This window comes from Streptococcus oralis (assembly GCF_901543815.1).
GTDB classification, from domain to species: Bacteria; Bacillota; Bacilli; order Lactobacillales; family Streptococcaceae; genus Streptococcus; species Streptococcus oralis_CM.
The window spans coordinates 1,476,301-1,491,832 of the sequence record NZ_CABEIU010000002.1; the positions used below are offsets into that span (position 1 = coordinate 1,476,301).

Annotated in this window: 7 protein-coding genes and 1 pseudogene; 1 reads left to right on the plus strand and 7 read right to left on the minus strand. The window is 41.9% G+C overall.

All coding sequences use genetic code 11. From position 1 onward, the window contains the following. Positions 1-55: 55 nt before the first annotated feature. From FQT28_RS07450 to FQT28_RS07470, 5 genes are all read right to left on the minus strand, one after another. On the minus strand, positions 56-1,336 hold the full coding sequence (locus FQT28_RS07450) for an Ltp family lipoprotein (RefSeq protein WP_143989851.1): 1,281 nt from the start codon (positions 1,334-1,336) through the stop codon (positions 56-58). Between the two features lie 118 nt (positions 1,337-1,454). Beyond that, a complete protein-coding gene (pabB, locus tag FQT28_RS07455; protein WP_143989852.1) occupies positions 1,455-3,170 on the minus strand; it encodes an aminodeoxychorismate synthase component I in 1,716 nt (571 codons plus the stop codon). Positions 3,171-3,236: 66 nt separating this feature from the next. Then, complete coding sequence (locus FQT28_RS07460) at positions 3,237-9,725, minus strand: ZmpA/ZmpB/ZmpC family metallo-endopeptidase (RefSeq protein WP_143989853.1); 6,489 nt, start codon at positions 9,723-9,725, stop codon at positions 3,237-3,239. A 2-nt stretch (positions 9,726-9,727) separates the two neighbouring features. Beyond that, positions 9,728-10,291 (minus strand): TIGR01440 family protein, encoded by a 564-nt coding sequence (locus tag FQT28_RS07465; protein ID WP_143989854.1) that lies wholly within the window; start codon positions 10,289-10,291, stop codon positions 9,728-9,730. A 242-nt stretch (positions 10,292-10,533) separates the two neighbouring features. After that, positions 10,534-11,274, minus strand: a complete 741-nt coding sequence (locus tag FQT28_RS07470) for a MerR family transcriptional regulator (protein WP_143989855.1) — start codon at positions 11,272-11,274, stop codon at positions 10,534-10,536. A gap of 208 nt (positions 11,275-11,482) precedes the next feature. On the opposite strand from FQT28_RS07470, the pseudogene FQT28_RS07480 reads away from it, so the two are divergent. Further along, positions 11,483-12,990 (plus strand): annotated as a pseudogene (locus FQT28_RS07480) (sodium-dependent transporter). A gap of 21 nt (positions 12,991-13,011) precedes the next feature. Here the strand turns inward: FQT28_RS07480 and manA are convergent. Together manA and FQT28_RS07490 are read right to left on the minus strand one after the other, a co-directional pair. Continuing rightward, on the minus strand, positions 13,012-13,956 hold the full coding sequence (manA, locus tag FQT28_RS07485; protein ID WP_143989857.1) for a mannose-6-phosphate isomerase, class I: 945 nt from the start codon (positions 13,954-13,956) through the stop codon (positions 13,012-13,014). A 120-nt stretch (positions 13,957-14,076) separates the two neighbouring features. Continuing rightward, the gene (locus FQT28_RS07490) at positions 14,077-15,516 is read right to left on the minus strand and encodes a 6-phospho-beta-glucosidase (RefSeq protein WP_143989858.1); all 1,440 of its coding nucleotides are present in this window, start codon (positions 15,514-15,516) and stop codon (positions 14,077-14,079) included. Positions 15,517-15,532: the final 16 nt, after the last annotated feature.

Below are 15,532 nucleotides of genomic sequence, written 5' to 3' on the forward strand. Positions count from 1 at the left end.
TTGCAGGCTACAAGCCAAAATTAAAACATCTCATTTGCTTCACTATTTGTAAAAATTAGTCACCTAAATGTTGAATTGCATAGTTGGCTTCTTCTTTTGTAAATTTTCCAACATAAGGAGAAGTTAGCCAGTCATAAATTTGGGTTTTTGAGAGATTGTTATATTTTCGGTATTCTCTTGCTTTAATTAAGGCATTTGCTTTGTAATCTGCATTCAAGTGATCGATGGCATACTGCGCTGCTGAACTTGAAAAACCATTCCACGTTAATTGGCCATAGAGATCTTTTTTTGACATATGTAAAACCGAATTATAGCTTTTCGCTTTATTTAAAGCAGCATTGTACTGCTTCCCATCTAGTTTTGGTTGCCGCACACCATCGTATCCTACATAGTGACGGCCACCATCTACCCATTTGTCCCTAGCCATTTTACCATCTGATTCAACATAATAACGACCGCCGTCTACCCATTCATTCTTGGCCATCTTACCATCTGATTTGAGATAATATCTACCTACCCATTTATTACGAGCAGAGCTTCCTTCTGCTGTTAGATAATAATATGAACCATAGTTTTTATCATAAATCCAGTCACTTTTAACCTTTTTTCCATCAGAATCAACATAATAACGACCACCATCTACCCATTCATTTTTAGCTCTCTTTCCATCTGATTTGAGGTAGTAATTTTCTACCCAGCCAGACTGAACTTTAGATTGTGATTTATCCTGTTTAGGAGTTGTTTCTTTAGCTTTTTCAGTCGGTTTTGGTGCCGGCTTCAGCGCGGGTTTTGGTGCCGGCTTCGGCGCGGGTTTCGGTGCTGGCTTCGGCGTAGGTTTTGGTGCCGGCTTCGGCGCAGGTTTTGGTGCCGGCTTCGGCGCAGGTTTTGGTGCCGGCTTCGGCGCGGGTTTTGGTGCCGGCTTCGGCGCGGGTTTTGGTGCCGGCTTCGGCGCGGGTTTTGGTGCTGGCTTCGGCGCGGGTTTTGGTGCCGGCTTCGGCGCGGGTTTTGGTGCCGGCTTCGGCGCAGGTTTTGGTGCTGGTGTTTTTGGTTTCTCAGCAGGGTTTTGAGCTGGTGTTTTTGGTTTCTCAGCAGGCTTTTGCGCTGGTGTTTTCGATTTCTCAGCAGGTTTTTGCGCTGGTGTTTTCGATTTCTCAGCTTGATTTGGCGCCGAAGTTGTATTCTCTTTTACAATCTTACCGTTTTTAGATGCATCCTTTTCTTGAGCAGAAACATGCTGAGCCGAAAAAGGAAAGTCTCCAGTTGTATCTGCAAATGAAATAAGCCCCAGTGTTGCAGTTGCTAAGCTGGTTACTAAAATTTTTTTTGATTTTTTCATAAAAATCTCCATTGTTTTAATGATTTATACCTATAGTATACCATATACTTTATTTTGCTTTCAAATCAAATATTAAATATTCAGAAATAAATCTAAAATTTAATTGAAAAATCCATAGTTATATCACTTCCAACTCATACAAACCTCTGACCGCATTACAGCCATAGACAGCCTCCGCTTGGTTCAAGTCTGCCAAAGTCAGAACTTTTTCCTCTATCTGTCCTGTTTCCAGCAAATGCTGGCGGTAGATTCCTGGCAAAATTCTTAGACTGGTAGGCGGTGTGTAGAGTTTTCCAGCGATTTTCAGAACCAGATTTCCAATGGAGGTCTCAAGCAGTTCTCCTGACTTATTGTGGTAAATCTTCTCTTGCTCCCCTAGGCTCAAATGCGGTCTATGAGTTGTTTTAAAGTAGGTAAACGCTTGATTCAAATCTGCTTCTTGCAGACAAAGTTTGGCTTTGCAGAAACTTGGACTAAGGGGTGTTAAGATTTGGCGACTGAGTTCTATCTCTCCAGACTTGCTAAGGCTGATTCGCAAACGGTAGTCCTGGTGGGAATCACAAGCTCGGCACTCTGCCTCTATCTTTTGTCTCAGGTTTTTCGGATCAAAAGGATAGGCAAAATAACGACTCGCCTTTGTCAGTCTTTCCAGATGTTGATCTTCAAACAGCAAGCTCTTCTGGCTGATTTTCCCTGTAGTAATCAATTGGAAACGTGCTTGTTTACGATAAAGCACTGCCGCCTTTTGATGAACCTCACGGTATTCAGATTGCCAAGTGCTATCCCAAGTAATGCCGCCACCCACTCCATAGATGGCTTTCCCTAGATGCAGTTGAATAGTCCGAATGGCGACATTGAAAATTCGTCGCCCATTTGGAACCAAGAGACCAATCGTTCCGCAGTAGACTCCACGCGGGGGTGGCTCCAAGTCCTTGATGATTTCCATGGTCGCAATTTTGGGTGCACCCGTTATGGAACCACAAGGAAAGAGAGACCGAAAAACGGCAACCAAGTCCACATCCTCTCGCAACTGACTCTTGATGGTTGAGGTCATCTGCCAAACAGTCGAATACTGCTCCACTTGACACAGACGTTCTACATGTTCACTGCCCACTTCAGAAATACGGTTCATATCGTTGCGTAAGAGGTCCACAATCATCATATTTTCAGAGCGATTTTTAGGATCTTGCTCCAACCAAGCTGCCTCTTTCAAATCTTCATCGTCAGTCACTCCCCGCTGGGTTGTTCCCTTCATCGGGCGAGTCGTTAATTCCCGGTCATTTTGCTCAAAAAAGAGCTCTGGACTCATAGAAATCACTGCCATCTCATCGTGTTCAATATAGGCATTGTAGCCCGCCTCCTGTTCTACCACCATGCGATTGTAAATGTCAAAAGGATTGGCACTTAAATCTTGCTTGAGTTGGACAGTGTAATTGACCTGATAGGTGTCCCCCTGACGCAGATGATGGTGAATCTGGGCAATAGCCTTTTCATAGTCTGCTTCAGATGTTACTTCCTGCCACTTTGAAGGCAGATCCACTTCCTCATAAGTCAGAGGAATAGGAGATGTTTCCACCCTATCATGAACTGTAAAATAGAGCAGATACTCTGCCAGTAAAGGAGCTTTATGAACTGCTAATTTTTCCTCAAATGCAGGTGCAGCCTCATAGCTGACATAGCCCACGACATAATAACCTTGCTCTTGGTAGCTTTCCACTTGTGCCAGCAAGTCTGCCACTTCTGATAAATCTCTCGTTTTTAACTCTTTAATCGGCTGGGTAAAAGTGTATCTCTCCCCCAAAGCTCTAAAATCAATCACTGTTTTTCTATGCATATCTTAAGTATAGCACAAAAAGGCAGATGCAGCTTAAGCTGATCCACCTTTTTAGTCATATCGACTCTATAACGATGTTTTGGCGAATAAATCTCCAGAGAATCCATCTGATTTTTGAAGGAGCTGTTTGTAAACCTTCCATTTAAGATCTTCAGTATTTTTATAATGATTCTTTATATTTGGATTTTCCATGCTATCTAGGTCTTTTTGAACAGCTTCATCAAATAAGGACTTCAACTCAGCATAAGTAGAGATAGATCTGCCATTGATTTCGATTGTAGTGAAGCCGTTTTGAGCTTTGTCATAGACTTCCTTATACCAATGTTTCTTCCATGCTTCAAGAGTATCAAATTGGCCATCAGAGACTTTCTTGATAATGAAGTCATCACCCAACAACCCTTTGTTTTCCTTGCTAGCTTCCGCCTTATATTTGTTTGAAGCGTAACCAATAAATCCGTTAAGATAACCATAGTATCCCCACATACGGAAAGCATTATGTTTAAACGAAATCGAACCAACTGTACTCTTGCTAGTATTACCACCAAAGATACCCGACATCATATTTACGGTTTGGTAAGCACTGTCAAAACCTTCCGAACGATAACGTCCATTCCCTGGCATACCATGTTTTGTAACGAAGTTATGATCAACCAATTGATCAATGCTCGTAATCGTCAATTTCTTCTCATTATCCGTTAAATCACGTAATTTATCCCATTGATGTGGCTCGCCTTTCAGATTGTTTCGCTCAGCGTTCGTACGCCATTCTCGGTCCATCTTCTTGAACCACTTGCCGTTGTCGTCCAAGTGTTTTCCAATAACTGCATCTGCTTCTAGATGGTCCAGCATCATCAGAGCCTCATTATAGTTCTTCATATAGTGATCAATTTCTTCACGGTTTTTTAACTTATTTGGATCATAATTGTAGATTTGATTGCCATCATTCTGACGTTCATAAGCCATGTTCAAACCTAAGGCGCCGTATTCACCATTTGGATTTGTCAACGATGGTGACTGGAGCATACCTTGCGCAAAGGACTCTAAGTCCGTCCCTTCACGATGATACCAACCACCATAGTAAGCCATACGATCATTCACGTGAGTCGTTTCATGCGTAAAAGCCGATGTACCAAAATCACTTATCAACTCTGTCATAACAAAGTAGACAGCATCTTGCTGATTTGGAGCGGCAAAGATATAGGCGTAAGCACCATATCCATACTGATAGCCATGATATTTATGGATCCGTCCAAAGAACTCTCGAATCGGAGCATAATCTGGTTTCCCATCCTTGTGACCATATCGGTTTGCCCAACCGATACCCGGCGCATCATGATTATCCCAAACAGGTGTTGGAACACTATTTTCACTCTTGAGGAGCTTATTGCGTACATTATCGGCAGCTAATTTTGACCAAAAGTCTAAGTAGTTCACCTGCTCTTTTGCTCTCTTATTGATTTCACTCTTGAAGGCTTCACGAGCTTCCTCAGTATTTTTACCATATTTTTCAAAAGCACTGAAAGAAATGGTATTATAGGTCGAAATCATGAAGAGATGCGAGTTCTTCAGGTTTAATAAAGGCAGAATCATCCGACCATGCACGCCATTATTAATCCCTTCATATAGACGATACTTCTTATGAGCAAAATCGGGGTTCAATGATGGCTGTTCTACCACATAAGCATTCTTTTCAATTGCCTTTTTAAACCAAACATTCATATCGGTTTCATTTGTAAACAATTTCATGTTATATGTTAGAAACTCATGAAGGCTTCCTTTACCTGTAGCACCTGCAATCACTCGACTATACGCATCTTGGGATTGGTCGCCCTTAAGATTGTTCTCTTTTGAGCCGATAGTGATCAAGCGATCTAAGACATTCACGTTCTTACCATAGAAATCTGGTTTAAACATCATAATCTCTTTGATCGACAATCCATCATATTTAATGCCATAGTATTGGTTCAAATAAGCAAGCCCCATCATAATGTTGGCCTTATTGTCTTCAACTTTCTTAATGAAAGCGCGTTGAGCAGCTTCATCATCATTTAGTTGATGATCTTCATTTTCAACAATTTGTTTCACCAAATTTCCAAGATTTTGTTTTACTTCAACAAAACTTTCTTCTAAGAACAAATCACGAATGTAGCCATTTCTTCGTTCATCTGTATTTTCTTGCGATTTGTTCCGCTTGTCCATAAGAGCGCGCACTTCAGGAGAAATCAATTCTACACTGGATAATGTTTCTTTTGCCTTTGCAATCAAACCAGAACGATCTTTCACTAGCATATTTGGCGTATAAACGATATTCTGGTTGGCCACTTCGTACTCTTTGACTTGTTTTACATCAGAGTCAGCTTTGGCAGTAACGGCCAATTCTTCTTTGGTACCATCAGCATAGTGAATCATGATCTGATCAATAGCTGACAAGTCTGTTACAAACTGTCCATTTTTCAAACCAGTAACAGAAAGGACTTCTTTGGTCACCAAGTTTGAGCTAGCATTTAGTTTATTAGCTTGATTGACAATCCACTCCTTATTATAGAATGGTTGTAATTTTTCAATATTGCGATAGGCAAGTTCGCGGTCAGCTCTGTAGTCTTGAGTGGCCTTGTACTCGTCTTCACGCTGTGTCAAACGGTTTAATTTATCTACAATAGGCTCATTGATTTCATACTCATGCGCTGTGATTCCCAAAGCAGCAATTTTCTTGTCTGCTTCTTCTTGCGAAATAGGCTTAATACGATGCTGTTGTTTAGAATATCTATATGAAGATTTTCCTTCACTCACACCAGTAACAACAAAGTTTCGATTTAAGCGGTCACCTGTCCAATAAGGATCATCATCAATATCAGATGAGCCATAGAAAATCTCACCATTTTTAACTTTCATCATTGAAACAGTATCTTCAACGGAGCCCAAGGCATTTGTACTGCCTACAACACCGCCCGCGCTAATCGGTTCTCTGACATCGATAGTACCTTTAGCTACAGATTTTTTAATGGCTCCGTCTCGATAAACTGCATGGTTGTCCCCACCATTTTGTGACCAATAGGCGATGCCTGCAACTTTCGCTTTATTACCCGTTATTTGTGCATCAACATAGGCCTTCTCAACAGAACCTTTCCAGTTTTCTCCAACAATTCCAGCAAGAAAGGCGCCTTGATTCCCACCAGCATGAAGCTTACCAATGAATGCCACATTTGTTAATCTGCCGTTATTATCAATTTTATTGATCAAACCTGATACGTCATTATTTCCAACAACTGTACCCATTACTTTCACATTATTGACCGTTGTATTTTTTACAACAGCAGCCAAGGGAGCAACTCTATTGGCCCATGGCATATGAATGTTTACCTTACCAAGGTTAAGGTCATGGATGTGGGCGCCTTCGGTATCACCTAATAGTGGACGTTCCATGTTATGAATCGTATACTGTTGACCGTCCACACTTGATAGCTTGCCTCGGAACTTCGTCGTTACATATGATTTACCAGCTGCGGGAACATTGACCGCATTCAAGTCCGCACCAATTTTAAATTCACCAGACGGATTGGCCTGCATTGCTTTTACAAGTTCATTGAAATCGTAGTAGACATTATCCTCATGAGTTTTTGGTTTGGCAAAATAATGGATGTATTCTTCACTGAGCTGGTTGCCATCTGTATGCTGAACGAGGTCAGGCGCTTTGGCAGTGACCTTATAAAGTGTTTTCCCATCGACTGTCACTTCTTCAATTTTGTCAATCGCAAGACGCGTCACCTTATTATCACGTGTAGCAATTTTTAGATAGTAAGGCCTTACATCACTTGGAACAGAGGTTAAGAAGCTACTATCCGTTTCCACGCCATTGTCGTCAACACTTATGAGGCTTGTCTCTTTTATATTTTTAACTTCGACCTTTTTTAAATCAATTCTCAGTGGTTCTTCTTTGAGAATTTCTTCCTCGTTTCCTTCACCACGATCATAAACCATTTTTGTTTCGAGTTTATAATCCTTGTAATATTGCAAATCTGTTAGAGTTGCAGTCAAGTTATCCGGTGAAACCGTCATGGTTTTGACGACTTCGTCGCCTTTTTTCAGGGTTAAAGTAATCGATTTAATCGCTGCCTTACTTGGATTTTCCAGATTATAGTGAATCTGAGATGAGCGTTTCAAATCCTGAATATCAACCCTTGAAAAAGTCAACACTGGCTTTTCGAAGTTTTTGGTACCTAGTTTAACAATACGGTCTTGGGCTAACTCGATGACCTGTTCAAGAATTTCAGGAGCTTCCTGCGTCTTGATTCCTTTGATGGTCTTGTAGGTTTTGATAACCTTTTTCTGACCGTCTTTTCCTTCTTGGACCGTAACTTTATCGCCCTTTTTCAGTTGCGCATCTTCTTCGACTATCTCCTTAAACGGAATTTTTTCAAGACTTTCTTCTACAAGAGTGCCTTCTATTGGTTTCGTACCACGGCTTATTTTTTTAGTGACTGGTTCTTTGATGACAGTGGTTGTTGTATTTAAAACTTGGTCAGTCTCAACACCTTCGACAGTTTTATAAGTCGTTTTGGTAACTTGGATCCCTTTTTCACCGTTTTGAACCACTGTTTCTTCATCAGTGTACTTTGTAGGATCATCAATGATTTCCGTCTGGTAGTCAATCTCTGCGATTGTGTCTTTAGTAATTGTTCCTTCAGTTACTGTATATTCTGGAAGGTCCTCTTGAACAAGGGAGTCACCTTCCTTGCTGGGTTCTTGTGTACCTTTACTTTCAAGCTTTTCAGTATACGCTGGCAAACTATCTTGAATTAGAGATTGACCTTCTTTACCGGGTTCCTGAGTGCCTTTACTTTCAAGCTTTTCAGTATACGCTGGCAAACTATCTTGAACAAGGGAGTCACCTTCTTTACCTACTTCTTGGGTACCCTTACTTTCAAGTTTTCCAGTATAGGCTGACAAACTATCTTGAACAAGGGACTCGCCTTCTTGACCTACTTCTTGAGTGCCCTTGCTTGCAAGCTTTTCAGTATAGGTTGACAAACTATCTTGAATTAGAGATTCGCCTTCCTTGCCGGGTTCTTGTGTACCTTTGCTTTCAAGTTTCCCAGTATACGTTGGCAAACTATCTTGAACTAAGGATTCACCCTCTTTGCCGGATTCCTGAGTCCCCTTACTTTCAAGCTTTTCAGTATAGGCTGGCAAACTATCTTGGACAAGGGAATCGCCTTCCTTGCCGGGTTCTTGGCTACCTTTACTTTCAAGCTTTTCAGTATAGGCTGGCAAACTATCTTGGACAAGGGAATCGCCTTCTTTACCTACTTCTTGAGTGCCCTTGCTTTCAAGCTTGCCAGTATACGCTGGCAAACTATCTTGAACAAGGGAATCACCCTCTTGACCAGACTCCTGAGTGCCTTTGCTTTCAAGCTTTTCAGTATACGCTGACAAACTATCTTGAACAAGGGAATCACCCTCTTGACCAGACTCCTGAGTGCCTTTACTTTCAAGTTTCCCAGTATATGCTGGCAAACTATCTTGGACAAGGGAATCGCCTTCTTTACCTACTTCTTGAGTGCCTTTGCTTGCAAGCTTTTCAGTATAGGCTGGCAAACTATCTTGAACGAGGGATTCGCCTTCTTTACCTACTTCTTGAGTGCCCTTGCTCTCAAGCTTTTCAGTATACGCTGGCAAACTATCTTGAACGAGGGATTGGCCTTCCTTACCAGATTCCTGAGTACCCTTGCTCTCAAGTTTTCCAGTATAGGCTGGTAAACTGTTTTGAACGAGGGATTGGCCTTCCTTACCAGACTCCTGAGTACCTTTGCTTTCAAGTTTTCCAGTATAGGCTGGCAAACTATCTTGAATTAGAGATTCGCCTTCCTTGCCAGCTTCCTGAGTATCCTTGCTTTCAAGTTTTCCAGTATAATCTAGGGCATTGTCTTGGACTAGAGATTTCCCTTTTTTAGAAAAACTAGCTACTTTTGTGTCAGTTCCTTTAAAATAACCAATATACTCATATCCTTCAATATCGATCACACCTTTCGTTAGTTCTTCATTTGAGGAGGCCGAGAGTGTTTGATTGTAAGAAAGTAATTCTTTATTCTCAAAGGCAAAAGTAGCAAAAGGAATGAAGTTGCTGACACCAAGAGAACCAATCAAAAGCACTCCAAGAACTTTCTGACGCTGTTTTTTAGACACCAAAAAAACAGCTAAAGATGCTGTTGCAAGACCAAAACCTGCTAAAGCAAATTCTTTACTTCCTGTATAGGGAAGTTGTTGACTGTTAGTTGCCTTCTTGCGATAAACGACATAAATAATATCTTCATCATGAAATTCTGTAGGAACTTCATGATGAATCAAGGCTTTTTCAGACTCGGTTAATTCTTGCTCCGTCAAATATCGATAATGGACTGAATTCACTTCAGCTAATTCATCTGCTTGGACTCTACCAGCTGATAACAAACTAGCACCAACAAGAAAGGCCCCGATTGCTACAGGACCAACTCCAACAGTCAATTTACGAATAGAATACTTTAGGTTTTTTTGAAACTGTTCTTTTCTCTTTTTCATTCTCATATCTTTCTAATAGAATCTTCTGGATACTGCGCACGCGCACCCCCGATGAGTTTTGGACGACTAGCTAGAGCTGTTACATGGGCATGACCAATCTCACGCAAAACTGGTCGAATCGGAACCTGCACATGCTTGACATGCATACCAATTGCGGTATCTCCGATATCTAATCCAGCATGAGCCTTGATAAATTCGACCTCAACTGGATCCTGCATAAACTTGAAGGCTGCCAACTGACCCGAACCTCCCGCATGAAGAGTCGGAAGGACACTGACGATTTCCAGACCAAACTGCTCTGCCAGCTGACGTTCAACAACGAGGGCTCGATTGACGTGTTCACAACCTTGAACGGCTAGATGAATTCCTTTTTCCTCTAGGATATCTAGGATGGTCTTCACAATGATTTCCCCAATTTCTTGACTGGATTCCTTGCCTATATGGCCGCCTAAAACTTCGCTAGAAGATAGACCTAGGACAAAGAGGCTTCCTTCACGCAATCCAGCCTTTTCCAAAACATCTTCAATTACCTGCTGTGTTTCTGTTTTAATTCTACTTTTGTCCATCACTCTTAACCTCGTTTTTCTCCTACTATCATATCTTTTTTTACTGATTTTATCAAGGCGAGCTAATCACTCAGAGTTGTCACTACAAAAACTTTAAAGAAGAATTTTCTTTTAGTAACAAAGTAAAGAGTCTGGGACCAGAATGCTTTCCAAAAAGATAACAACTAAAATGACCTGCTCCCTAAAAAGTTAAACAGAAGATTTAGCTTTTTTAGCGGAGCAGGACAAATCTCCAGCGATGCTTATTTTATCTGAGTTTGAACATAGTGGGTAATGACATCTGATGTGTACTGGGCTGTTCCAGCTCCAAATTTGTCAATGTTTTCCTTAAACTCTGGGTTATAGACGTAGCCTTTTCCGATATGGCCGAAGACCTCAATAGAGCAGTCAAATCCATAAGTACGAAGGGCTTGCAAGAGCTTAGCTGCTTGCTCTTGGTTTTCAGCTGCTGTTTCAGGCAGACCAGCTTGAAGATTTTGAGCCAAGGCTTGAAAGACTTGGTTAAAGGCAGTCGTAGCCTCGTCTTCACGTCCTTTTTGGCGCTCGAGGGCCTGATCCATGACTTCTTGACCATATTTTTCTACCGCTTCTTGGTGGTATTTTTGATTGTCTTGATAGCTAAATCCAGTGAATTTTTCCTCAATCGTCATTTTTCTTTCTCCTTTTTGTTCTTGAATGGTTTTTTGCAAGGTGGAAATCAAGGTATCCAGATGTTGTCTTTCTCGAGTTAGATAGTCCAACTGCCTAGTCAAATGGGGCAATAAATCTGATGATTCTCCTTTTAACAGCTCTGCTATTTTTTCTAAAGAAAAGCCTAGATATTTGTAGTACAGAATGACCTGAAGGCGTTCCAAATCCTCTTGACTGTAGGTTCGATAGCCGTTTTCCGACTTCAACGGAACCAAGAGTCCTATCTTATCGTAGTGGTGCAGGGTCTTGACAGAGACACCTGAAAGCTGCGCAGCTTCTTTTATATGGTACATGATTTCCTCCTTATACTCAATGAAAATCAAAGAGCAAACTAGGAAGCTAGCCGCAAGCTGTACTTGAGTACGGTAAGGCGACGCTGACGTGGTTTGAAGTGATTTTCGAAGAGTATTACATTGATAGTATAACCCCTCCCCCTAGGTCAGAGTCAAGCGTTTTTGCGAAAAATTTTTAACTTTTTGAGAAAGGTGTGAAAACTTGAAAATGGTTTTCTTGACAGACCTTAGAAAACATGATAGGATAGTCAAGTCTATCAATCAAACAGAAGGCTCATAAAGAGCCATTGAGAGAGGGCTATTTGACAACTCAAGTAGCCTTTTCTTATTTTAAAAAAGGAGATCGGAGTTTCAACTATGTCAGAAAAATCGCAATGGGCTCGAAACTGGGCTTTATCCTAGCATCTGCTGGTTCAGCCATCGGACTTGGAGCCGTTTGGAAGTTCCCCTACATGACTGCCGCTAATGGCGGGGGAGGCTTTTTGCTAGTCTTTCTCATTTCCACCATTTTAATCGGTTTCCCGCTCCTGCTGGCTGAATTTGCCCTTGGCCGTAGTGCTGGCGTTTCCGCTATCAAAACCTTTGGAAAACTAGGCAAGAATAACAAGTACAACTTTATCGGTTGGATTGGTGCCTTTGCCCTCTTTATCCTCCTATCCTTTTACAGTGTTATTGGAGGTTGGATTCTGGTTTATCTTGGTATTGAGTTTGGGAAATTGTTCCAACTTGGTGGAACGGGTGATTATGCTCAGTTATTTACTTCAATCATTTCAAATCCAGCCATTGCCCTAGGAGCTCAAGCAGCCTTCATCTTGTTGAATATCTTTATTGTATCACGTGGGGTTCAAAAAGGGATTGAAAGAGCTTCGAAAGTCATGATGCCTCTGCTCTTTATCATCTTTGTAGTGATCATTGGGCGCTCTCTCAGCTTGCCAAATGCCATGGAAGGGGTTCTTTACTTCCTAAAACCAGACTTTTCAAAACTAACTAGCGCTGGTCTCCTCTATGCTCTAGGACAATCTTTCTTTGCTCTTTCACTAGGGGTCACAGCCATGCTGACCTATGCTTCCTACTTAGACAAGAAAACCAATCTGGTCCAGTCAGGGATTTCCATCGTAGCCATGAACATCTCGGTATCCATCATGGCAGGTCTAGCTATTTTCCCAGCCATGTCAGCCTTCAATATCCAGTCTGAAGGGGGACCAAGCCTGCTCTTTATCGTCTTGCCTCAACTCTTTGACAAGATGCCCTTTGGAACTATTTTCTACATCCTCTTCCTCTTGCTCTTCCTTTTTGCGACAGTCACTTCATCTGTCGTGATGCTGGAAATCAATGTGGGAAATATCACCAATCAGGACAACAGCAAGCGGGCTAAATGGAGTGTCATTTTAGGAATCTTGACCTTCGTCTTTGGCATTCCTTCAGCCCTATCTTACGGAGTTATGGCGGATGTTCACATTTTTGGTAAAACCTTCTTTGACGCCATGGACTTCTTGGTTTCCAATCTACTCATGCCATTTGGAGCTCTCTGCCTGTCACTTTTTACAGGCTACATCTTTAAGAAGGCTCTTGCTAAGGAGGAACTCCATCTTGATGAAAGAGCATGGAAACAAGGACTTTTCCAAGTCTGGCTTTTCCTCCTTCGTTTCATCATTCCTATTATCATCGTTGTGGTTTTTATCGCCCAATTTATGTAATCAAAAAGGACTTGAGTAATAAGCTCAGGCCCTTTCTTTTTTATGGATGGCTAACAATCAATTCCAAATCTTGTCCTTCCAAGGTCCAGGCTTCAACATCACTTGGTAGGATAAAGTGGCTGCCTTTTTGGATTGGATAGTTTTTTCCGTCAGCAGTAAGCTGACCTTGACCAGCCAAGACACTCAACAAGCTGTAGTCAGCTGTCTTTTCAAAATCAACTTTTCCAGTAACTTCCCACTTGTAAACGGCAAAGAATTCATTGGATACAAGTAGAGTGGAACGTAAATCATCAGCTTTGATAGTTACAGGACGGCTATTTGCGGGTTCACCAATGTTCAAGACATCGATGGATTTTTCAAGGTGAAGTTCACGCAAATTGTTCTTGTCATCCTTACGGTCAAAGTCATAGACACGATAGGTTGTATCACTAGACTGTTGGGTTTCAAGAATCAAGATTCCCGCCCCGATAGCGTGCATGGTTCCACTTGGTACATAGAAGAAATCTCCAGCCTTAACAGGGACTTTTGTTAATAGACCATCCCAGTCTTTAGCTTCGATTTGCTGACGGAGTTCTTCTTTTGACTTGGCATTATGACCATAGATAATCTCTGAACCTTCGTCTGCTGCGATGATATACCAGCATTCTGTTTTTCCAAGTTCGCCTTCGTGTTCTAGTCCATAGGCATCGTCTGGGTGAACTTGGACGCTGAGCCAGTCTTTGGCATCGAGAATCTTGGTCAAAAGTGGAAATACAGGTTCTGGACGATTGCCAAACAATTCACGGTGCTCATCATACAAATTAGCCAGATCTGTTCCTTCATAGCGGCCATTAGCCACCTTTGAAACCCCATTTGGATGAGCTGAGATAGCCCAGTATTCCCCGATTTTTTCACTTGGAATGTCGTAACCAAACTCATCACGTAGCTTGGTTCCTCCCCAGATTTTTTCTTGCATAACTGATTGTAAAAATAATGGTTCTGACATCTTGATCTCCTGTCTGATTTTTCTTCCCTCATTATAGCAAAAAGCTTGGTCTTATTGAACTCTTTTTCACATCTTATAAAGTAGGGAGAAGATTTTATAAAAATAGTGAACAAATGTGCTCTACTTAATACTTGCACCGTTGCTGGCAATGACATTCTTGTACCAGTAGAAGGATTTCTTCTTGCTCCGTTTGAGACTTCCTTGACCTGCATTATCTCGATCCACATAGATAAAGCCATAGCGCTTGTTCATCTCGCCCGTTCCAGCTGAAACCAGATCGATACAGCCCCAAGTCGTATAACCAAGCAATTTAACTCCATCTTGGTAAATGGCATCTCGCATAGCCTTGATATGGGCCTCTATGTAAGCAATCCGATAGTCATCTGCTACGTAGCCATTTTCATCTGGCGTGTCCATAGCACCGAGTCCATTTTCTACGATGAACATGGGTTTTTGATAACGATCCCAGATGGCATTGAGAGTGATACGAAGCCCCAGTGGGTCAATCTGCCAACCCCATTCTGAGGATTCCAGATAGGGATTTTTGATAGAGGCAAAGACATTTCCAGCTGTCAGATCCCTCACTTCTGGGTCGCCTGAAGCCACTCGGCTCGCATAGTAAGAGAAGGAAACAAAGTCAACAGTGTGATTCTTCAATAAATCTAAATCTTCTGTCGTCATTTCAATTTCTATCCCCTCACGCTCCCACTGCTTCTTGGCATAGTTTGGGTATTCCCCGCGTGCTTGAACATCAATGAAAAAGTAACTCTTACGGTCTTCTTCCATGGCTGCCCAGTAGTCTCTCGGGTGGGCAGTGTTAGGATAGTATTGCCCTGCTGCCAACATACATCCCACCTTGTTTTCTGGATCAATTTCGTGAGCAATTTTAGTCGCCATAGCCGAGGCTACCAGCTCATGGTGGGCTGCTTGGTATTTAACCTGTTCTTGATTTTCTCCTTCTTCAAAACAAATCCCAGCTCCTAAAAAAGGTGCATGCAGAATCATATTGATTTCGTTGAAGGTGAGCCAGTACTTGACCAAGCCCTTGTAACGGGTAAAGAGGGTGCGACAAAGATTTGCGTAAAAGGCCAATATGCGACGATCGCGCCAACCACCGTACTCAGTAATCAGGTGCATTGGACAGTCGAAATGCGTAATAGTCACCAGAGGTTCAATCCCATACTTGTGACATTCCTTAAACAGATCCTCATAAAAGGCTAGACCAGCTTCATTTGGCTCCGCTTCGTCACCTTGAGGAAAAATCCGAGTCCAAGCGATGGAAAACCGATAAGTTTTAAAGCCCATTTCTGCAAAAAGCGCAATATCTTCCTTATAATGATGGTACATATCAATGGCTTCTTTTGCTGGGTAAAAATAGCCCTCCTCAAATGAAAACATCTTTTTCTGACCTATGATTATGGCTTCACGATCTGGACCAATCGGTACCACATCCACATTAGCAAGACCTCGACCGTCCTGATTATATGCACCCTCACATTGATTAGCTGCCGTTGCACCACCCCAGAGGAACCCTTCTGGAAAAGTTAGTTTTTCAGTCATATCTCTATCCACTTTC

Coding starts and splice junctions, on each gene's coding strand:
- FQT28_RS07460 (WP_143989853.1), bottom strand. CDS start 9,725: ATGAAAAAGAGAAAAGAACAGTTTCAAAAAAACCTAAAGTATTCTATT.
- FQT28_RS07490 (WP_143989858.1), bottom strand. CDS start 15,516: ATGACTGAAAAACTAACTTTTCCAGAAGGGTTCCTCTGGGGTGGTGCA.
- manA (WP_143989857.1), bottom strand. CDS start 13,956: ATGTCAGAACCATTATTTTTACAATCAGTTATGCAAGAAAAAATCTGG.
- FQT28_RS07470 (WP_143989855.1), bottom strand. CDS start 11,274: ATGTACCATATAAAAGAAGCTGCGCAGCTTTCAGGTGTCTCTGTCAAG.
- FQT28_RS07465 (WP_143989854.1), bottom strand. CDS start 10,291: ATGGACAAAAGTAGAATTAAAACAGAAACACAGCAGGTAATTGAAGAT.
- FQT28_RS07450 (WP_143989851.1), bottom strand. CDS start 1,336: ATGAAAAAATCAAAAAAAATTTTAGTAACCAGCTTAGCAACTGCAACA.
- pabB (WP_143989852.1), bottom strand. CDS start 3,170: ATGCATAGAAAAACAGTGATTGATTTTAGAGCTTTGGGGGAGAGATAC.